The sequence below is a fragment of the Agriterribacter sp. genome, from assembly GCF_035444585.1.
GTDB lineage: Bacteria > Bacteroidota > Bacteroidia > Chitinophagales > Chitinophagaceae > Agriterribacter.
Genome location: NZ_DAOMOZ010000029.1, coordinates 1 through 21,591, shown reverse-complemented (window position 1 = coordinate 21,591; position 21,591 = coordinate 1). Strand labels below are relative to the sequence as shown.

The 21,591-nt window shown below is 42.7% G+C and carries 19 protein-coding genes; 9 read left to right on the top strand and 10 right to left on the bottom strand.

All coding sequences use genetic code 11. The annotated features are described in order from the left end of the window. Entirely contained in the window at positions 1 to 783 is a 783-nt protein-coding gene (locus PLH26_RS05180) for a sugar transferase (RefSeq protein WP_324584930.1), read from the bottom strand. Between the two features lie 490 nt (positions 784 to 1,273). Here PLH26_RS05180 and PLH26_RS05175 point away from each other — a divergent pair, with 490 nt between their 5' ends. The 3 genes from PLH26_RS05175 to PLH26_RS05165 all read left to right on the top strand — a co-directional run bounded on the left by PLH26_RS05175 (position 1,274) and on the right by PLH26_RS05165 (position 5,039). Beyond that, positions 1,274 to 2,392, top strand: coding sequence for a hypothetical protein (locus tag PLH26_RS05175; protein WP_324584929.1), 1,119 nt, complete (start codon positions 1,274 to 1,276; stop codon positions 2,390 to 2,392). 98 nt (positions 2,393 to 2,490) lie between these two features. Then, positions 2,491 to 3,810, top strand: a complete 1,320-nt coding sequence (locus PLH26_RS05170) for a hypothetical protein (RefSeq protein WP_324584928.1) — start codon at positions 2,491 to 2,493, stop codon at positions 3,808 to 3,810. Positions 3,811 to 3,812: 2 nt separating this feature from the next. After that, complete coding sequence (locus tag PLH26_RS05165; protein WP_324584927.1) at positions 3,813 to 5,039, top strand: hypothetical protein; 1,227 nt, start codon at positions 3,813 to 3,815, stop codon at positions 5,037 to 5,039. Between the two features lie 2 nt (positions 5,040 to 5,041). Here PLH26_RS05165 and PLH26_RS05160 read toward each other — a convergent pair whose 3' ends face one another. Then, positions 5,042 to 5,746, bottom strand: coding sequence for a class I SAM-dependent methyltransferase (locus PLH26_RS05160; protein WP_324584926.1), 705 nt, complete (start codon positions 5,744 to 5,746; stop codon positions 5,042 to 5,044). 176 nt (positions 5,747 to 5,922) lie between these two features. Here PLH26_RS05160 and PLH26_RS05155 point away from each other — a divergent pair, with 176 nt between their 5' ends. The 5 genes from PLH26_RS05155 (at position 5,923) to PLH26_RS05135 (ending at position 13,723) form a co-directional block, all read left to right on the top strand. Next, a complete protein-coding gene (locus PLH26_RS05155) occupies positions 5,923 to 7,020 on the top strand; it encodes a glycosyltransferase family 4 protein (protein WP_324584925.1) in 1,098 nt (365 codons plus the stop codon). 2 nt (positions 7,021 to 7,022) lie between these two features. Continuing rightward, positions 7,023 to 8,921, top strand: a complete 1,899-nt coding sequence (asnB, locus tag PLH26_RS05150; RefSeq protein ID WP_324584924.1) for an asparagine synthase (glutamine-hydrolyzing) — start codon at positions 7,023 to 7,025, stop codon at positions 8,919 to 8,921. Between the two features lie 81 nt (positions 8,922 to 9,002). Beyond that, positions 9,003 to 10,181 (top strand): hypothetical protein, encoded by a 1,179-nt coding sequence (locus tag PLH26_RS05145; RefSeq protein ID WP_324584923.1) that lies wholly within the window; start codon positions 9,003 to 9,005, stop codon positions 10,179 to 10,181. 127 nt (positions 10,182 to 10,308) lie between these two features. Further along, positions 10,309 to 12,456 (top strand): bi-domain-containing oxidoreductase, encoded by a 2,148-nt coding sequence (locus tag PLH26_RS05140; RefSeq protein WP_324584922.1) that lies wholly within the window; start codon positions 10,309 to 10,311, stop codon positions 12,454 to 12,456. A gap of 10 nt (positions 12,457 to 12,466) precedes the next feature. Further along, positions 12,467 to 13,723: an O-antigen ligase family protein gene (locus PLH26_RS05135; RefSeq protein ID WP_324584921.1), complete on the top strand. Its 1,257-nt coding sequence runs from the start codon at positions 12,467 to 12,469 to the stop codon at positions 13,721 to 13,723. A 33-nt stretch (positions 13,724 to 13,756) separates the two neighbouring features. Here PLH26_RS05135 and PLH26_RS05130 read toward each other — a convergent pair whose 3' ends face one another. From PLH26_RS05130 to rpmB, 7 genes are all read right to left on the bottom strand, one after another. Beyond that, the gene (locus PLH26_RS05130; protein WP_324584920.1) at positions 13,757 to 14,515 is read right to left on the bottom strand and encodes a WecB/TagA/CpsF family glycosyltransferase; all 759 of its coding nucleotides are present in this window, start codon (positions 14,513 to 14,515) and stop codon (positions 13,757 to 13,759) included. A gap of 89 nt (positions 14,516 to 14,604) precedes the next feature. Then, on the bottom strand, positions 14,605 to 15,765 hold the full coding sequence (locus tag PLH26_RS05125; RefSeq protein ID WP_324584919.1) for a hypothetical protein: 1,161 nt from the start codon (positions 15,763 to 15,765) through the stop codon (positions 14,605 to 14,607). 47 nt (positions 15,766 to 15,812) lie between these two features. Then, the gene (locus PLH26_RS05120; protein WP_324584918.1) at positions 15,813 to 17,114 is read right to left on the bottom strand and encodes a radical SAM family protein; all 1,302 of its coding nucleotides are present in this window, start codon (positions 17,112 to 17,114) and stop codon (positions 15,813 to 15,815) included. Between the two features lie 8 nt (positions 17,115 to 17,122). After that, complete coding sequence (gene ftsY, locus PLH26_RS05115; RefSeq protein WP_324584917.1) at positions 17,123 to 18,097, bottom strand: signal recognition particle-docking protein FtsY; 975 nt, start codon at positions 18,095 to 18,097, stop codon at positions 17,123 to 17,125. Positions 18,098 to 18,191: 94 nt separating this feature from the next. Next, positions 18,192 to 18,365 carry a DUF4295 domain-containing protein gene (locus PLH26_RS05110; RefSeq protein ID WP_324584916.1) on the bottom strand — a complete coding sequence of 58 codons (174 nt, stop codon included), beginning with the start codon at positions 18,363 to 18,365 and terminating at the stop codon, positions 18,192 to 18,194. A gap of 74 nt (positions 18,366 to 18,439) precedes the next feature. Continuing rightward, entirely contained in the window at positions 18,440 to 18,622 is a 183-nt protein-coding gene (gene rpmG / locus PLH26_RS05105) for a 50S ribosomal protein L33 (protein ID WP_324584915.1), read from the bottom strand. A 22-nt stretch (positions 18,623 to 18,644) separates the two neighbouring features. Beyond that, positions 18,645 to 18,881 (bottom strand): 50S ribosomal protein L28, encoded by a 237-nt coding sequence (gene rpmB / locus PLH26_RS05100; RefSeq protein WP_324584914.1) that lies wholly within the window; start codon positions 18,879 to 18,881, stop codon positions 18,645 to 18,647. A gap of 362 nt (positions 18,882 to 19,243) precedes the next feature. Between rpmB and PLH26_RS05095 the strand changes: the two genes are divergently transcribed. Continuing rightward, positions 19,244 to 20,914 carry a glutamine--tRNA ligase/YqeY domain fusion protein gene (locus PLH26_RS05095; RefSeq protein WP_324584913.1) on the top strand — a complete coding sequence of 557 codons (1,671 nt, stop codon included), beginning with the start codon at positions 19,244 to 19,246 and terminating at the stop codon, positions 20,912 to 20,914. Between the two features lie 90 nt (positions 20,915 to 21,004). On the opposite strand, the gene PLH26_RS05090 is transcribed toward PLH26_RS05095, so the two are convergent. Then, the coding region (locus PLH26_RS05090; protein ID WP_324584912.1) for a 2,3-bisphosphoglycerate-dependent phosphoglycerate mutase at positions 21,005 to 21,591 on the bottom strand (587 nt) is incomplete at its 5' end.

The following is a 21,591-nucleotide window of genomic DNA, read 5'->3' as shown; positions in this document are numbered from 1 at the left end:
TTATACAATACTGTTCATGCGCTGCCGCATATCCAGCAAAAGTTTACGATATGCTTTTTTTCCGCCTGCCTGAGGATTTTCTGCGACAGCACCCGGAACAATAAGCTTGTAGATAAAATAAACAGTTTGCGCCGCTGTTTTTCTAACAATGCGCATATCCATCCAAAAATTAGCATTTCTTACATAAAATGCGTCCCACTGGTAACGTTTGAAAATGCTTTCGTAGGTTTTAGCCGGTCCGCGGAATCCTTTAACCTGGGCCAGACCGGTTATTCCGGGCTTTACTATATTCCGGAATTTATAATTATCAACAACCTCTGCAAAATTCTCGCAGTCGCTGTGCATATGCGGACGTGGTCCAACAATAGTCATATCACCCATCAAAACGTTAAAAAATTGCGGTAATTCATCGAGGTTGGAATTGCGTAAAAATTTTCCCATTCGTGTAATGCGCGGATCATTGTGAACAGCCTGCATGGAATCGGCCTCTTTATTCATCACCATCGTTCTGAACTTATAGCAATTGAATGACCGGCCAAGAAAGCCCACACGCTTCTGCACAAAGAACGCACTGCCTTTTGAACTTAATTTGATCATAAGTGCCAACACAGGTAGTAACCAACTCATTATAAATACAATAGCTGCTACTGATAATACAAGATCAAAAGCTCTTTTTGCAACCAGATATTTCTTTCTCTGCTGTATGTAGGTGCGGAACGATTCACGATTCTTTGATTCTAAAGTCCGGTCGTAGGATAATGGTTTAACACTTGATACAAACATTATGGTCTTTTTAAGGTTTTTCTATAAATACTTCCGGCCCGGAAGACTTACAGGAGTTCTTTCTACTATATATTCAAAAAATTAAGCCAAACTTTGCACCTGCATAATCTTTCACAAAAAATTTTCATTTAATGTGTTGCATGAACGAATACAATACCTTAGCTATCGGGTTTATTTGACAGGTTGCGTGGGGATAACGTTGCTTTGAAAAAAAAATTTTGATAAACAAATGATTTAGAAAAAAAAATAATGCTTTTAAGTGTTTTTGCTTATCATTAATGAATAAAAAATAAAGTTTAGACCGGCTGACGACGGCAAACTTACTTTTTGTGTTATAAGCACTGTAAAAATGTTTATTGCCCTGAATATAAATGAGCTGCGCACAATAGTTCGTGATTGTGTTTTGTAACCCCGCAGGTTTCATTTTAGAACTCTTTCATATATTTGATGTTTCCAGGAATTAATCAGCAATAATTAACATTCTGTTTTCATGCCACCGGATACTAAACCAACGAACGATCAAAAAGAAAGTGAAATTGATCTTGGTATTTTTTTAAACCTCGTCGGAAAATTATTTTCCTCTGTAGCAAAAGCTATAGGATCCTTCTTTTCTTTTTTATTTCAGCTTCTTCTTTCCATTTTCATATTTATTAAGCGAAAAATTATCTGGTTGGCGGCAGGGGCGCTGGCAGGCTTAAGCCTGGGGTTATATTTTTATTTTAAAGACGGCCCTGTGTATTATTCAGATATGGTAGTAAGATCGAACGCCGGAAGTTCCATGCCGTTGTATAATACGATAGGCTATTTTAATTCATTGATCGGTGATGACAGAATAAAAGAGCTTACCACTGTATTTGATATTTCAGAAGCAGACAGCAGAAAACTTATCCGGTTTGAAATAGCACCGGTAAACGATGAACTGGAAACAGTTAAGCTCTACGAAGACTTTGTAGCAGATTATAGCCCTAACAGCCTTGCCAATGACACACAAAGAATAATTGTCATTAAATATGCTGATTTCAGGAAGAACATCACAGATATTAGTTATCCGCTGCAACGTATAAGAGTATACAGTCACAGTCCTGAGATATATGCGAGCATACAACAGGGATTGATCAGAAATTTAGAGCAAAACAAAAACCTTTTGACGTTGCATGAGAAATTTACAGGTGTGCTGAGAGAAGAAGAAGCACTGTTGAGCCGATCCATGGCAGGCCTCGATTCCCTGCGCGTTGCTTACTATAAAAACATTGCAAGCGGTAATGCAAAGGGTGAAGGAGGCAACGTGGTACTGGGCAGCAACAACAAAAGCTTCAGCAATCCGGAAATTGAACTGTATGATAAAGAGATGCAATTAAAAGATGCTCTGACCCGGATACGGAATAAGCTCATTGAACAGCAAACTGCGTTTCGCATTGCTTCAAACATTAATGCGAGAGGTAGTAAAGTTTCCGGCTATAACCAGGAATTTTTCGAATATGCATGGATGGGACTGCTCGTCTCTTTTTCTCTGGTATTGCTCATTGAGTGTTACAAATTCCTGAACGAAATGGATAAAAGGCAAAACCGAAAATACCCGGAACCAGACAAACCAACGGAAACACCTTAAAAATTATTCAACATGTTTTGTCCGTCATATGGCGAGATGCTGTCAGAGGGATGCCCATCCCTGCAATTAGATGATCGTATTGGCCTTAGTTTGTAAAAATGTTCAAAAGATTATCTCAAATAGCGGTTCTGACCGGTGCAGCGCATATATTTACCTTATTTGTGCTGAAATTTCTTTCAAAGAACACATCAGCCGCTACTCTGACTTCCATTGGAGAAATTGATTCCACCTTTCAACTGTTGATAAGCATACTGGGCTTTGGGTTGCAGCTTTCAGCAGTGCGGCACATTGCGATAGAACAAAAATGGAAAATATTTTATTACCAGGCGCAAAGAGCAAGAATTGCATTAGGGTTAATGATAACGAGCGTTGCCTTGTTTGCCCTTATTTATCCTTCCTGCTGGCTTTTTATATTTGCCCCTGTTTTTGCACTGAGCGGTGATTATGCCCTATATGGCAGAGGACAACCTGTTAAAGCCGCGATATGGGCGTTTTGCAGAACCTTTATTCCTTCCTTATTGCTTATTGTATTTGTCTTTATCAATAAAAAATACCTTTCCGCCGCATATATAATGAGCACGGTTGCCGTGTTTGGGATCACGGGCTTTGCCATCTCGCGTCAGCTTCATTGTAAATACTTCATATCTCCGGTACTGCCCGCCTTAAAACTATATCTCCGGAATATAAGCCTTGGCATCGCTACTCTTGTAATGTATATACTTGGATTGGGGCTGATGTTCGTTGCCTCCTTTTTTTATAATGAACAGGTGCTGGCAGTAAGTTATCTTGGTTTAAAGTTATACGTTATTTTTAAAGGAATAATGCGCATCATCAACCAATCTTTCTTAAAGGAAATGGTACATGATGAGATGACACTCAGGGCAGATGAACTTTCTATTCTTATTGGCTGCTCCTTCCTGGGCGCTTCCCTTATTTTCCCCAAAAGCATGATCACCATATTTTTCGGAATACAATACACAGCATTTACCGGTTTTATTATCCTGATAGGTTTATCTGCACTGGTGATGTGTGTTTTTATAAGCTTTCATACCCGCTCTCTTTTTAAGAAAAAAGACAAAATCTATGCAAAGTATGCGGCTGCCGCTGCTGTCACATCAATCATTACCGTTATTGTATTGTCTTTTTTCAGGCAAAGTCCGCTCAATATAGGGGCAGCTTTGTTTGCAGGTGAGCTGATATTTGTTGCAGGCCTGGTTTACATTAACCAAGATGCGGCAATATTGCTGAGGATAAAATTTCTGCTTACATCGCTTTTATGCTTGCTGCTTCCGCTGACCATAAGATATTTCATGGGCGATACTTTTGCCGGGCTTTATACCGGGATGGCGATGCTTGGGGGAGTGTATATTGCGCTCAATTACCGGAAATTGTTCAAAACAAATCTCAACTTTAAATAAATTTGAAATACCCTGCCGTTATATGGAGCAAACTTTTTAGCATAGAAGGGCTGATCGTTCTTTATTTCTTTTCACTGCTGCTTTTCGGCAAAACGTTCACCAAATTGCAGGTTGCAGGGCCACTTTACCTGCACGATCTTTATTTGGGGGTACTCACGCTGTTGGCATTGAACAACAGGAAAAAATTAACCCTGCGCTTCATCCCCGTTCTGATTGTTGTGCTGATTGCATTTATTTACCTTGCCTTTAGTCTTGTTTTCTACAGACCCCGGGGAGAAATGCTTATCATTACCTTCCGGCAATTCAATCTTATTGTATACCTTTTGTGCAGCTACCTGCTTTTTAATTTACTGGTAAAAGACAACCATACTGTTCGTAAGATCATTGCGTTCGTCTTGTATCTTTCAGGCGCATCTGTTGCACTTCAGGTCGTTTACATTTTATATGGCTATCTTTTCATAAACAATTTTTCTCTTTTCAGAGAGGGAGAATACAACTATTTTTCCCCATTGATCATTTTCGGCATTATCACCTACGCTGCAGCAACGCTGGCCTATGAAGAAAAGGTTCCGGTCAGATTCTTAAAATTCCTGGGCTGCCTGGCATTGTCAACCACGCTGGGACATTCTTCTGCTTTCCTGTCTATTTTTTGTATAGGGCTACTCTATTTTTTTATGCGTATAAAGCCTATGCAAAGGCTGATTGCAGTTTGCATTATTTTTACAGCCCTGCTGGTTTTATTGTTTTTGCCTCAGTTCAGGGACGCCAATGCAGGCTGGCGGCTATTATACTGGGGACATGTTTTGAAAGAATCGATTGTAACAAAATATGCCGTGCTGGGTAGCGGTTTCGGGCAACCATTCATGAGCTACGATTTTGCCGTCTATATCAATGAAACCATTCATTCTGCCATTATGATAGACGAATATTACCCTATGGCGCGTTATCTTTCGCCACCACACAATTCCTGCCTTTCATTTGTTTTTCATATCGGGCTGCTGCCGGCCCTGCTTTTTCTTCTGCCTTTAAAAAATGTTGGGCTTACTGTTATGCTTTCGCCGTTGCCTGCCAGCAGGAATAAATCATTTTTGCTGCTTTCCTTTGCAGGCTGCTTTGTTTGGATATCTTTTAATGTGATACTGGAACTTCCCCACTCAGCAACCTATTTCTGGTTGATCTATTTTACAACGGCATATGCCTTCAGCCGTAAGTACCGTGAAGCAATATAGCCCTATTGAGCAGGCCTTGTTATTACTATTATTCCCTTTCCATACTGCGGGAAAATAAACTTTATTAAATGAACGCTATTGAGCAGGAAAGCGGCGATTTTCTTTTTTACCTGCGTAAATGCCGTATCACCAACACGGGTAAAATCAACCTTTTCCCATACTACAATATTATCTATTACATCAAATGAAAATTTTCCGAGCAGGGACTTTATAGAATTGTAGGAAAAAATATAATTATGATCCGGATGTATACTCTCTTTTCCAAAAAGACTGTATATCCAAAAAAGAAAATAGTAACTGTTAGGAGTGGTAAAGATAACAGTGGTATCTGCACGGCAAAAGCGCAACACAGATTGAAGAAAAAGTCCGCAGTTGTCAATGTGCTCAATAATTTCACCAAGTATAATTACATCAAAATTTTCATCATAGTCCCAAGACTCAAGATCGGCGTAATAAACATCCCTGTATCCCTTTCTTTTCATTTCATTTATGCCTTCCTCATCAACGTCAACTCCTACAAGTCGTTTTGCGGTAGTAGCCAGTATATCGTGCAATAAAAGCTTTGTCGCTATTCTTTCACCGAACAATTCGCTGTCAACACACCCGCCGTGTAAAACGGTTTTCCCTTCAACGTACTCCTGCAGAAATCTGTCGCGGTTAGTGATAACAGTAAGTTTGGGAAATTTACTTGAAAATTTAACTTTCATGTATCAGTTATTTGATGTTTAGTAATAGACAGACGTTTATCGGCTTCCAGGGCATACAGCATAACTTGCAGTCTTCCCTGCAATTTTAGTTTTGATGAGACGAGTGCATTAAACCACAAGTACAGACAATATGTTTTTTATTTATAATAAGCTTATATAATATATTTTTGCTCACAATGAAAAAAATTCTTTTTATTGTTCAACTGCCTCCCCCCATTCATGGCGCTTCGCTTGTTAACAGTTATGTTGTTAATAATCCGCTTATACGGGAAAAATTTTCATGCCGGGTATTGCCTCTGCAATTTGCAAACTCCGTAGCAGACATCGGTAAGTTTTCTGCAAAAAAACTATTGCTGGTCCCTGTATTCACAACCAGGCTGATCCGGACACTCCTCACTTACCGGCCCGCTCTTGTTTATTACAACTTCGCCCCGTCCGGCCCTGCATTCTACAGAGACGCATTATACGCGGCAATTATCAAAGCCTGTGGCATCAAACTGGCTTTACATATCCAGGGAAGGGGTATTGCAGAAAACAGTAACAAACAGGGATGGAAAAGATGGCTATACAGGCAGGTATTCAAAAATACTTTCCCGGTTTGCCTCGCCGAAAGTTTATCTTCAGACTTTCGTGAAGTGCATTTTGGGAAATATTACGTTCTTAAGAATGCCATACCTTTGCAGGTTAATCTGTCCGGGAGAAAAGACCACAGCTATCCCACATTTATCTTTCTTTCGAACCTTTATAAAAGCAAAGGTATATTAACTTTCCTGGAAAGCATGAAAATACTGAAACAACGCGAAATGCATTTTAATGCGCTTGTAGTTGGCAACAACGGAGATCTTACCATCGGGGAAGCCAGGACATTCATACAAACAAATAACCTCGAAAACCATATCAGCGTTATGGGTCCATTATATGACGATAAAAAATTTGATGCGCTTTGTTCGGCAGATTTCCTCGTATTCCCAACTGTGTATGTTAACGAGGCTTTCCCGCTGACCATTCTGGAAGCAATGCAATGCGGGTTGGTTACAGTTTCTACGTTTACCGGCGCCATCCCGGACATCATTGAAGACGGCAGAAATGGAAAATTATGCGGCAGTACCGACCCCCGGGACTGGGCAAACCTTCTTGAGAATACAGTTAACGATGTTCAGGGGGTAAAGCGCATGAGCGAAACGGCCCGAAACGATTTTCATGAAAAATACAGCATGGAGATTTTTGATAAGAATGTGTTTACCATTATCCGGGATATTTTAAATAAACAGTAAAGATGTGCGGCATAGCAGGGTTTATTAATTTTAAAGATCCCGTTGCGCTGGCCGAGATGGCTAACCGGGTACAACAGCATCGCGGGCCCGACAGCCAGGCTCACTGGCTGCATAATAATGTATGCCTTGCGCATCAGAGATTATCTATTATTGACCTTGACAAAAGGTCAGATCAGCCTTTTAAAAAAGGTAACCTTACTATTATATTCAACGGCGAAATATATAACTACGAGGCGTTAAAAGATCAAATCCGGCAATTGGACCCTTCCGTGGAATTTAAAACCACTTCCGATACGGAAGTATTGCTTGAGCTTTACCGCATAAAAAAAGAGAAATGCCTTGATGACCTGAACGGGATGTTTGCCTTCGCCGTCTTTGAAAGCGATACCAGCCGGCTCTTTATTGCCAGGGATCATTTTGGGATAAAGCCCCTGTTTTACACGCAAATCAATAACGGGTTTGCATTTTCTTCTGAGCTGAAAACATTGCTGGAGCTACCCGGGATTGATAAAACGCTGGATCAAAAAGCGCTGGTTGCAGCCATAAATTACCTGTGGGTTCCCGGCAATATTACCTGCTTCAGGAACATACACAAACTGCCTGCCGCACATTATGTGATACTGGATACAGGAAACCTGCCGGCAGAAATTCATCCTCAAAAATACTGGGAACTAAAAGAAAGCACCTTTATTGAAAATGAGGCTACGGCAATCAGCAAGCTAAAGGCATGCCTGGAAGGTGCTATTAAAAGGCACATGGTAGCTGATGTGCCGGTAAGCGCTTTCCTCAGCGGAGGGCTCGACTCCTCGCTGGTATCGGTGCTGGCGGCAAAACACAACAGCCGGCTGTCTACCTATACGATCGCCACTTCAGAAAAGGACAAAAAGGTTGAACAGATGCCGGAAGATGAACGATATGCCAAAAAGCTGGCAGCATTGTATCACTTTGATCACAATGAGATCCTGGTAGAAGCAGATATCGTTAACGATCTGAAAGAAATGGTATATACACTGGATGAGCCTATTGGCGACCCGGCCGCATTGAACACGCATCTGATTTGCGCGGCAGCGAGAAAAAAAGGGGTAAAGGTTTTGCTGTCGGGGATGGGAGCCGATGAAATTTTCTTTGGTTACCGCAGGCATAAAGCAATACTGCTGGCCGAAAGGTATAAGAAAATACCTGCCGTAATAAGAAATCTCATCACAAGATTGGTGAGTGTCTTACCCGTTAAGCAAGGTAAAAATGGCATCCGTTTATTCCGGTGGGCGAAGCGTTTTGTTTCGTTCGCAAATCTTAGCACTGAAGAAGCGTATATGAAAAGCTATTCTTATTACAGCAAAACGGAAATGCAGCAACTCTTCAGGGAAGATATAACAGCTGAGTACAACTGGCTGCGCAACCAGCACAAAAGCATCTTTAACCGGCTTTATAAAAATGACCTTGTTAACCAGGTTTGCCACACCGACACTCATATGTTCATGCAGGGACTGAACCTCAGCTATACCGACAGGGCCTCCATGGCGGCTTCCGTTGAAGTAAGAGTGCCCTTTATAGATAAGGAAGTGATTGAACTGGCGATGAAGATCCCCGGCAGGCTCAAGTACAAACACAGGCAAAGCAAGTATATATTAAAAAAAGCAGCAGAAGATTATTTGCCCCAGGAAATCATATACCGGCCCAAGGCTTCTTTTGGCGCGCCTATCCGCTCCTGGATGAGCGGAGAACTGCGGCCGCTGGTTGATGAATTACTCAGTGAGAGCGCTGTAAATCAACGGGGGATTTTTAACTATCAATACATCAGGAAGATCATTGATGACGACAGAAAAGGAACGGAAGACAATGCATACAAATTGTATATGCTTATCACGCTGGAATTGTGGTTCAGGCAATATACAGATTAAAAAGATGTTAAATACTGCGGCATGATTTCTGCAAGCTATAGGCGTATAGCAGACCTCATCATCTTTTAAAATAAGCAATTGGTGAACGTTCGCATTAAGCACGATATCTCTTTTCATATTATTACACTGACCATCACGATCATGGGAACAGTGCTGCTGTCTTCCTGCGCTAAGGATAAAATTACCAATGCTCCGTCTGCTATACCGGGTTCCAACCTTTTATTAAATGCAGATTTTGCCGTTTGGGACGATGCTTATACATTGCCCAAGAACTGGCAAATGAGGCAGATCTATAACAATACAGATGTGTTTACTCATTCTGCCGGCGGACTGAGCATGAAAAGCAATTCGGAAGGAGAACACATTTTATTTCAAACAATAAATGTGCATCCGGATACTTTTTATAAAGTGAGTACAACCATCAAATACGATATCAACAATTATATCGCAGGTGGGGTATATGCTTTTAATACCCACACCCGCATGCTCCTTGGAAAATATGAAAAAGCAAACAGCAAGGGAGAAGCATTATTTGAGTTTCTTTTCAACAGCGGCAGCGCCAATAACGTGAGCATAGAAATCGGCTTCCCCGAAGGCATGTCCGGGTCTTTTGATTGCGGCCCCCTTCAGGTTGTGCAGCAAAGTTACGAACCACACATATCCGACACCGGTTTTCTGGGTTACCTGAATCAAAAGATACCCCTATCTTTTAGTGCCGGTCAACTGGATAGCAGTATTTCTTTATTGTGCGATTACATAAACGGCGTTTTGCAATCTGTGATCAGAGGATACGATTTATTTGCAGGTGAATTACCGCAATTGCAAACATTTCTAATGAGCCGCAACGAATATGTTTACCTCCCGTATTATTTAAGTGTGCCCGACAGCGCTTCCGTTGCCTATTGTCAGCGATCGTCGTTAAGCCTGCAGGAAATACTGACCAATGAATTCCATATACCCACAAGAGCTGTACACATGCAGGATGACACACGAACCGGGTTTCACCAGTTCCTTGAATACTGGAACCCCTTCCGGAAAAAATGGGTAGCAATAGATCCCTATTTTTCCCACAGGTACCGCAACGAAGACGGCGGCTTCCTCTCCGCCGAAGAATTGCAAAATGAAACGGCTCCATGGAATAAAACAGCTCCATTCGGGCAATACGTATTTAGCACATTTGAAGGAGAACTGCAGGAGATGTGGCGCCACAAAGCCCTTTTTGTAACCGGCTCCTCTTATCAATTGTCTTACCCCTTTTAATGACCTGCATGGAAATGATGCACGCCATAAGTAAATCGTAAGCGATATAAGGTTATGTAAATGCAATACAATACATTTGTTTATCTGCAATATTGCCGGTGACGATGTAAAGGACACAACAGCTTCAATGAAACAAGTGATTCAAAACTTTAAAACGGGTGCACTGTATGTTGATGAAGTGCCTGCTCCGGCTTTAAGCAGGGGCATGGTTCTCATAGAAAATAAATTTTCATTGATCAGCGCCGGCACGGAAAGGAGCACCGTAAAAGTAGCTAAGGCCAACCTGCTTGGAAAGGCCAGGCAACGTCCGGACCTTGTGGCACAAGTTATACAAAACGTAAGGAAAGAAGGTTTGAAAGCAACACTTGAAAAAGTACGCACTAAATTAGACACACTTAAAGCATTAGGCTATAGTACTTCCGGCAGGGTTGTAGCTTCAATGGACACCCACCATTTTTTTAAACCCGGCCACAGGGTAGCATGTGCGGGACAGGATTATGCATCACACGCCGAAGTGATCTGCGTTCCTCAAAACCTGGTAGTTAAAATTCCGGACAACGTTTCAGATGAAGAAGCAAGCTTTACTACACTCGGTGCAATAGCCATGCAGGGTGTGCGCCAGGCAGATCCCAAGCTCGGGGAAACGGTTTGTGTAATTGGGTTAGGCCTTCTTGGACAGATCACCTGCCAGTTGCTGAAAGCCAATGGATGTAAAGTACTGGGTATTGATATTTCAGGGTCGCTTGTTGAGCTTGCCCGTAGCCTGGGGGCAGACGATGCAGTTCAGCGTGGTGATGCCAACCTCACGGCGTTGGTTAATCAGTTTACCAACGGCTACGGATTCGACAGTGTGATCATCACCGCAGCAACCTCATCAAACGACCCTATAGAATTATCGGCAGAAATTACACGTAAAAAAGGAAAAGTAGTAGCCGTTGGCGCCATTAAGCTGGATGTGCCCAGGGATCCCCATTTCTATCGTAAAGAACTCGACTTGAGATTGTCTTGCTCATATGGACCAGGCCGTTATGATGCGGAATACGAAGAAAAAGGCATTGATTACCCTTACGCCTATGTACGATGGACGGAGCAGCGGAACATGGAATCATTTCTTCAATTGCTGGCGCAGGGAAGTATCAGGATCAAACCACTCATCACCCACACCTTTGACATAGCAGAAGCAGAAAAGGCTTATGATATAGTAACAGGAAAAATACAGGAACCGCATATCGGCATTCTTCTGCATTATCCCGACAATGAGAACAAGTTCATACACACAAAGGTCATTCAGCATACCACAGCACCGCAGCAGCATATTGAGGCGGGATTCATAGGTGCAGGAAGCTTTGCACAAAGCTACCTCATACCCAACGTTAAAAATTTTGGGGGAAGGCTACGTGTGGTAGTAACCTCAAAAGGTATTACGGCCCAAAATGTAGCCCAGAAGTTTTCCTTTGACAGCGCATCATCAAACAGTAAGGATGTAATTGACAATAAGGAAATAAATACGGTTTTTATTGCCACGCCGCACAATTCCCATGCTTTATACGTAACAGAGGCGCTAAAAGCAGGCAAAAATGTTTTTGTTGAAAAACCGCTTGCGATGAACGAAGAGGAACTGGAAGACGTAAAAGCCTGCTATATGCAACAGGGCGGAAAATTAATGGTGGGATTTAACCGCAGGTTTTCTCCGGTGGCAATTGCACTGAAACAAAATTTTAAAGGTATCAATGAACCGCTGGTAATGAATTACCGCGTGAACGCAGGTTTCATTCCCAAAGATCACTGGACCCAGGATGAACAAACAGGTGGCGGAAGGATCATTGGTGAGGTATGTCACTTTATTGACCTGATGCAATATTTTACAGAAGCCCTGCCTCAAACCGTATTTGCCCAATGTATCCATTCGGCCAACAGTCTTAATAAAAATGACGACAATAGTGTGATCAATATCCAGTTTACAAACGGATCAGTAGGAAGCATTGTATACGTGGCTACCGGTGATAAGGCATTGCCAAAAGAACGGCTTGAGATTTATGGAGGCGGGAAAATCGGCGTCATCAACGACTTCAGGGGTGGCGAATGGTACAGCAACAATAAAATGACCCGGTTGAAAGCGGAAGGAAAGGGACATAAACAGGAGGTTCATGCATTTCTTGATGCAATAAAGGAGGGCAACCCGTCTCCCATTTCTTTTGAATCCATATATGCCACTACCAAAGCGACTTTAAAAATATTAGACAGTTTACATACCGGTTTGCCGCAGCAGATTTAAATTTTACTTTTTGTTGAACGCCGATAAAATATACAGGTATTCCCTGCTGGGTGTGGCAATTGTTCTGCCGTCGCCTCTATACGGAGCTGTGTTGCTTTTTTTATCTATCGCAGCAGTTTGCTGGATCATACAAAAAAAGTACCGCGGGCTGCCCGGCTCTTTGTACAAAAAACAGGTATTGCTACCCGTTCTGCTCTACCTCTACATCGTTGCAGGGTTCTTCTTCTCAGAAAATTTCAGGACGGCGCTCAGCACATTGTCCACGATGATGGCTTTTATTTTATTTCCTGTGTTTATCGGCACCTCTCCTCTTATCAAGAAGGAATTACTCCGGAAGATTAATATCTCTTTCCTTATTTCCATTACGGCAACCTTATTGTTCGCCATAATTTACAATATCATTAATATTACAGTAACAGGTGTTAACAGTGTAATGCTGTTTGACGGATATTATCATAAGCTGCACTCATTCGGACTAACCAATGTTTACCACAACTGGCATCCCACATATGGGGCGGCTTTTGCCAACCTCGGGATGGTGATATTATTTCATCTTTACTTTACAGGACAAAACAGCCACACGCGCGGGCAGAAAATACTGATGCTGTGCACTGCGTTATTTTTAAGCGTTGGGATCTTCCTGCTTGATTCGCTGATCGGGATCGGCGTTTATTTTACACTGTTGCTATGGCTGCTGGTTAAACAGCAAAAGCGCCTGCGGTATTTTAATACCACTTTCAAAAAAATTTTAGCCATATGCATACTGATCACCGGCATAGCTGTTTTATACCTCAATCCTTTTAACAACGGGAAAATAGATTCGCTGAAAAATAAGCCGTTAATTATTACGGATGTTCAATCGGAAAGAAATTTATTTACTATGCGCCTGGCAAAATGGAGTGTATATTATGACATCTTCGCATCCCGGCCGGTTTGGGGCACAACGCTCGGAGATATAGCAGACATCAGGAAAGAAAAATATATCGAAAAAGGATTTGATGATCTCGCACTCCACAATTACAATGCGCACAACCAATATATGGAAATACTTGCAGCGCTTGGCGTAATAGGCTTATCTGTTTTTCTTATGCTTCTTTTTTCCCCGCTTGCCGGGCGCGGAGTTAATGCTTTATATTTTCCCTTTCTGATCATATGCCTGATCACATTCTGTACCGAATCGGTATTACACAGGCAGCAGGGAATATTGTTCTTTATGTTTTTCTACTCCCTTTATACGCATTTCAATTTGCGTAAAAGCGCTTCCTGACGGCAGACGGCATACCGATTTGCACTTGCCGCATTAAGAAGAAACATATGATCTCCCGGATAATTTATACTTAATAAGAAGTTGTATAAATTTCAAATTGCCCACAAGATATCTTTTGAACATTCTGCGTGGTTCCTGGTAAACCCGGAAGAGCCATTCCAATCCCAAACGTTGCATCCATAAAGGCGCCCGTTTTACGTAACCTGCCACCACATCGAAGCTCCCGCCAACCCCCATTATAAAATTCACATTTTTAAGTGCATCGCGGTTTTCATACAAAAAAATTTCCTTTATGGGAGACGTAATGGCTACGAACAGCATATGAGCTTTGCTGTCGCCTATCTGACGCGCTATCTCTTTTTCATCTTCCTTCTTAAAATATCCATTCCTGTAACCTGCAATGATTTCGGGAGAATACCGAAGACTGTACCTGGAAACCAATTCTTCCAGTACTTTTTGCCGGGCCCCCAGGAAAAATATTTTATACCCGTTCTCAAAAGAAAATTCTACCAGTTTGCTCATAAGATCAATGCCCGCCACACGTTCTTTGAGGGGGGTGCCCAGCAGTTTGGAAGCCCACACTACAGCCTGTCCGTCGGCATTGATGATATCGGCATGGATAACGCTTTCCCTCAATTGCGGATCGGAGTGCATAGAAACGATCTTCCCTGCGTTTACCACGGTATGATGAAGATGCTCTTTTCTTTCTATGGCACACTTTATTATATCCAGCGTCTCATTCATGGTAAGATTATCAACCGGAGTGCCCATCAGGTGGATCCTTTGTTTCATGCCAGACATTTAACTTGTATAATTTATACGAATAAGCGGCGGTTTCTATATTGAAGGTATAGAACCCGGGGCATTATAAAAACAGATATTCAATCATATGCTTTATAGTAGCTTAACGCGTAAAACATCCATGCCTGCGCCCAGCGCATATAGGGTATCTTTGAGCTGAAATGCTTTTTCCTCTGATAGTAGAAATAGCCGCTTTCATCCTGCATATGTGTGGCCGTCCACAATAAAACCTTTTCGGCAAGGGCACGATGCTGTTGCAGCTTTCCTAATTTAGCAAGGGTAACCACCAATTGCGCAGGAGCGTGGATATCCACGGGATACAACCTGTTGTGATAATATTTGGAGAGGCCTTCCTCAGTAAAAAAAGTATATAAATAATACCTGAGCCCTTTATCAATATTCAGGGCAAATGAGCTGTCTCCCGTATACAATTGATAAGCATGTATGCACTCAAGGTTGAAACCCGTGTGAAAATTATCTATCCAGGCATGATAAGGCAAAGTACCGTAGCTCCATGCACCGTCTTGCTGCTGATGATCGCAGCTAAACTGCACAGCTTTTTGCGCTGTTAGCTGCAATTTTTGTTCCTGTGTATAATGATATGCCCTGCTTAATAATTTAGCTCCCAGCAGAGAGGCATTAAAAACGACGGTGTGGTCAATTGGCGAATAAGAAAATGAAAAGCTCCCATTATCATCATATGTCCTGTTAAGATCCTTCAAAACAAAGTTTGCAGATGACAGGGCAGTATCGCGGTATTTTACTTCGCCTGTAATTTCAAAAGCGTTGAACAAAGCATCGGCCACAAAAGAAGTGGCCACAACAGTTGGCGTATTCGCCGGCTGAAAAAAAGCTCTTGCCTGCCAATCAAAATAATATCCCCAACAGCTACCCGAGTATCCGTTGCATTGTAATTCAATAATTTTACCAGCCAGAAAGTGGATCTTATCTATTGTTTCTTTTGACGGTTGCTGCCTGTACAAATTACAATACCCTGTAAGAAAAAGTCCTAACCCCTTTGCATTATACGCTTTGGAAACCAAAGAAAGCCTGCGCAAGTTTACGGGAGAACGTTTAAAAAGCTGTATCCAGGCGAGCTTAAAAAAACGATTGGTTCTGATAAGTGGCAGGCTCCGGAAAATCCTGCTCGTTAAGCCATCGTAGGGGTCCCATCCCTTGTACCCTTCTCTTTCACAATACCTTTTCAAGCGGTTGAAACTGTCTTCTAAAATTTTATCCATATCAAAAAATCTCCTGTACAATGCTGATGAATAAAACGTTCCACCCCTCAATGCGCAAAATCCACCTGGTAGTTTCCCCTGATCCTTTCTATCGGAGGATTGAAGTAACCAAATTTTAAATTGGGAAACTCCTCGCGGATGAGCAACATCAGTTGTTTCACGCCAAGGCATTCACCCGTTTCATGAACACCGATCTTCCCCATGTACCAGTCGGGATCTATATTAAAATTACGCCACTGGATCATGTTCAAACCCGTGTCCTTAATTAAGCCTCGTAATGCTTCATATTCTTCCACACTATCGGTCATGCCTGGAAAAACAAAATAGTTGATGGAAGTCCAACCTCCATAGCTGCGCACTACTTTCAGACTTTCCACGATATCTTCAAAAACATAATTGTTTGGCCGATAATACGGTTCATAAATATGTTTGCGGGCCGAATTGGTACTAACCCTTATGCTGTTCAGCCCGGCTTCACACAATGCTTTTACAGCAGCCGGCCTGGATCCATTGGTATTGATATTGATGCTTCCGTTGGGCGTATGCCTGCGTATTTCTGCAATGGCCTTGCTTATGGTTTCCCACATCAGCAATGGTTCGCCTTCGCAGCCCTGTCCAAAGCTCACCAAAGGGAAAGGCGCGGTTTGCAGGTGCGGTACGGTGAACTCAACAATTTCCTCCGGCGTGGGTTTAAACGTCAGGCGATCCTGCGTGGAAGGGATGTTCTCTTCCTGCGGCTGGAAGGAAATACAGCCGATACAGTTGGCATTACAGGCCGGTGATGAAGGTACCGGGCATTCCCATCTCCCGATAAAATAATTTCGGGCAGCAGGACAGTGATAGGAAAGACAGCAGTTTTCGGCCAAATGTTTTACCAAACGGTTGTGCGGGTAAGCGTGCAGCAAATTGTCAACGCCCTTATGAATAAGGGTATCGTCATAACCGCTGCAGTCCTGCCTTATATCTTGTTCAATGCGCACAGCAGGAACATAAAACTGGTCGTTAAGCCATGCCGCTGCGGTATAACAGAATAAAGGCAGCAACGGAGCACCGGGCTGCGTTTCATATGCGGCAAGATACAAGCCGGTATGTGCGGGTGGAATAAAAGCAGCAACAGCCCATCCTTTTTCACACAGGCGCATTTCGCCGGAACGCACATCTATGCCTATCCCTTTCCGGCCGGGCAGTTCGTATAAGGAGCCGCCATCAGGCAATGCTATCCAGTCTTCTACGGGTACAGCTACGGCATCCCAGCCGGTTCTGCCAACAGCATATAGCGTGGTATCTTCAAAAATATCTCCTTTGCCATTGGAATACAAAACATATGGTGATTGTTGTAGAACTGCCATCTGCTTTATCAATCGTTTTTTGAATGGTTAAGACTGAAAAGACTATCTACAAATTCATGCTTGTCAAATACCAGCAGGTCTTCCATTTTTTCTCCTACTCCAATAAATTTTACGGGTATCCGGAACTGGTGTGCAATTGACAGAACCACTCCGCCCTTAGCCGTGCCATCCAGCTTGGTTATGGTAAGCGCAGAAACATCAGTTGCCGCCGTAAAATGTTTTGCCTGTTCCAAAGCGTTTTGTCCTGTTGACCCATCCAGTACAAGCATCACCTCATGAGGCGCATGGGGAATTACTTTTTGTATCACCCTTTTTATTTTACTCAGTTCTTCCATCAAATGCGTCTTATTGTGCAAGCGCCCGGCAGTGTCAATTAAAATTACATCGCTGTTTCTTGAAATACCGCTGGTTACCGTATCAAAAGCCACAGATGCCGGATCGCTGCCCATTTCCTTTTTTACAATGGGAACTCCCGTTCTTTCACTCCATATTGTTAGCTGGTCAACGGCCGCAGCCCTGAAGGTGTCGGCAGCGCCCAGCAAAACAGATTTACCCGCTTTTTTAAAGTTATACGCCAACTTACCGATGGTGGTGGTTTTACCAACGCCATTAACCCCCACTACCAGTATTACATAAGGCTTCGCAGGCAGCTCGGTATTGAATCCATAGATATTTTTTTCGGGCACTGCAACCAGCATTGCTTCAATTTCCTGCTGTAAAATGCTATTCAGCTCCGAAGTATTGAGATATTTGTCTTTTGCCACACGGCGCTCTATACGTTCAATTATCTTAACAGTAGTATCTAATCCCACATCAGCCGTTATCAATGCTTCCTCTAACTCATCCAGCACTTCCTCATCAACCGTACTTTTGCCCGCAACGGCTTTTGTTATTTTAGACAGAAAGCTTTCTTTCGTTTTTTGCAGGCCTTCATTGAGGCTTTCCTTTTCTTTTTTCCCGAATAGTTTTCCAAAAAATCCCATAATGTCAATTTAATGCCGGCATTTGCTTAAAATAACAAAAGCCATCGCGACAGTATCGTGACAGCTCTTTATGCGTTGTTCTACCGGCGCCGGTTTATTTCTGAGCCAGGAATTCTTTAATTTTATCCTTATGCACGATAGATTCCTTAAAAGTATATGCCCCGGATTTTGGGCTGCGTACCGCACGTACCACTTTTGTCCAATTCTTTGAGTCGGCGGCAGACTTCTGGTCTTTTACTTTTATAGCGGTTTTTGCTGCTTTTGCCATAATGCTGTTTTGAATATTTTAAAGTTACCTGTGGTGAGCCTGTGAAAGTTTGCAAGCATTCACAACACAGTGTATTATTTGATTTCTTTGTGAACGGTGACCTTTTTTAAAACAGGATTGAACTTTTTTAACTCCAGGCGTTCAGGAGTGTTCTTTTTGTTTTTGGTAGTGATGTAACGGCTGGTTCCTGCCTGACCACTGTTTTTGTGTTCAGTACACTCCAGAATCACCTGTACCCTGTTACCTTTCTTAGCCATTGCTTATAAATTTAAATTGTTATCAGATTTTTTCTCCCTGTGCCCGCAATTCCTTTACAATAGTATATAACCCTTTTTTATTAATGGTTCTTAACCCCTCCGTAGAGGTTTTAAGGGTTATCCACCGATCTTCTTCTGCCAGGAAAAAACGCTTTGTTTGCAGATTGGGTAAAAATCTGCGCTTTGTTTTGATATTGGAGTGCGATACACGATTTCCTGTTATGGGAACTTTACCTGTAACCTGACATACTCTGGCCATAATCCTGTTTTTTTGGGACGGCAAAGTTCCGAAAAATATCATTATTATCAAAAAAGATTTTACCTGTTCCGGTAATATTCCGGGCAAAATTACCGCATTCAGCAAGTTTTAGATACTAATCCGCGGCAAAACCGGAACAAGTCCCGTCGTATTTGGCTTCAAAATATGCAGATCGAACCAGCTTATCTGCCTGTTTTCTGCACCGGGACATATATGATTTTCGCATAGCATAAAGAAAGCGCGCAAAGGCGAAAACCTGATCTTTTATCAACCAAAGGTAAATGCGTCCTAACATTCCCTGTCAACCTGCTTAACTTACTTTGCTAACGCTTACATTTGTGCCCTAAACGAATACAGCAGCAATGACTGAAGAAAAGGGACTTAATTTTATTGAAGACATCGTGGAGGAAGACCTTAAGAACGGTAAATACAACCGGATCGTTACCCGCTTTCCTCCTGAACCCAATGGCTACCTCCATATAGGGCACGCTTCCAGTATTTGTCTGAATTTCGGGCTAACAGAAAAATACGGCGGATATACCAATCTCCGTTTTGATGATACCAACCCCGTAACGGAAGAAACAGTATATGTAGACAGCATTAAAGAAGATGTAAAATGGCTTGGCTTTGAATGGAAGCATGAATTGTATGCCTCCGACTACTTCGGTACGCTTTACCAGTTTGCCATTGATCTTATTAAAAAAGAGCTGGCCTATGTTGACGACAGCAGCTCTGATGAGATCGCCGCTTTAAAGGGCACCCCCACCGAACCCGGAAAGAACAGCCCTTACCGCAACCGTGCTGTTGAGGAGAACCTGGATCTGTTTGAGGGCATGAAAAAGGGAGAATTTAAGGACGGCAGCAAAACGCTGAGGGCTAAAATTAACATGGCGCACTCCAATATGCTCATGCGTGACCCGGTATTGTACCGCATTAAACATGCGCACCATCACCGAACAGGCAACAATTGGTGCATATACCCAATGTATGATTTCGCTCATGGGCAAAGCGACAGCATTGAAGAAGTTACCCATTCTCTTTGTACGCTTGAATTTGTGCCCCATCGTGAACTGTACGACTGGCTGATTGAAAAGCTGGAGATCTTTCCTTCCAAACAATATGAATTCGCCCGCCGCAATTTAACCTACACCATAACCAGCAAAAGAAAGCTGCTTCAACTGGTGAATGAAAATCACGTAGAGGGATGGGACGATCCCCGCATGACCACCATTAGTGGTATGCGGCGCAGAGGGTTTACCCCCGAAAGCATACGCGATTTTTGTACCAGGATAGGCGTAGCCAAAAGAGAGAACCTGGTGGACATGAGCCTCCTGGAACATTGTGTAAGAGAGCATCTCAATAAGATCGCCATTCGCCGCATGGCAGTGCTGGATCCTGTAAAGCTGATCATCACCAATTATCCGGCAGGTCAAACCGAGGAAGTATTCAGCGAAAATAACCCCGAAGCGGAAAACAACGGCGGAACAAGGCCCGTTGCTTTTTCGGGAGAATTGTGGATAGAGCGTGAAGACTTTATGGAAACACCGGCCAAAAAATGGTTCAGGCTGGCACCCGGCGCCATGGTACGCCTTAAAAGCGCTTATATTGTAAAATGCGAAGATTGCGTTAAGGATAATGAGGGCAATATTACAGCCATTCATTGCACCTATATTCCCGAGAGTAAAAGTGGTAATGATGTTTCCGGCGTTCGTGCCAAAGGAACCATTCACTGGGTAAGTGCAGCGCATGCAGCAGAGGCCGAAGTGAGATTATATGACAGGTTGTTTACAACGGAAAATCCCGGTGAGGAGGAAGATTTCACGTCATACATCAACCCGAACTCGTTCCAGATTGTTAAAAAGACATACATTGAATCGTCGTTAAGGGATGCCGCTGAAGGAGAAAAATTTCAGTTTATACGCAAAGGCTATTTTACACCCGATAAGCTTTCATCGCCGGGGCATCTTATATTTAACAGAACCGCTACCTTAAAAGATACCTGGGCCAAAGAAAGCAAAAAAGAGCAGGTATAGCCGATCGATGAGCAGTTGATGAATTGGTTCCGGATCCAACTGCCGATCGCTCATGACTTCACCCCATACCTTATACCTCACACCTCATACCTAAATATACAAAGCATCTACCAGCTTAAGGTGGCTGCTAAAAGTATACACCCGCGGCACTCCTGTTGGAATATTGACCGTGACAATATTTTCGGGACTTATTTTTTCGAGATACATCATCAGTGCTCTTAAACTATTGCCGTGCGCCACTACCAGTATGTTTTTGTCGGCTATTAATAAAGGTTCTATTTCCTGCTGATAAAAAGGGATAACTCTTGTAGCAGTATCTTTCAGGCTCTCGCCACCGGGTGGTTGTACGTCGTAACCGCGCCGCCACAGATCCACCTGCTGTAAACCGTATTTTTCTGCCATTTCGGTTTTATTAAGCCCCTGCAGGTCTCCATAATCCCTTTCGTTTAAGGCACGGTTTTTTATTGCCGGTAATTCTGTCTGCCCGATTTCTCCAAGTATGATCGTCAGTGTTTCCTTTGCCCTTTCCAGCAACGATGTAAATGCATGATCAAACACAATGTTCTTCAGCTTTTTACCGGCCACATGGGCTTCTTCCCTGCCCAGTTCCGTAAGCGGTACATCTTTATTACCCGTAAATCGGTTCTCAAGGTTCCATTGCGATTGTCCGTGTCGTA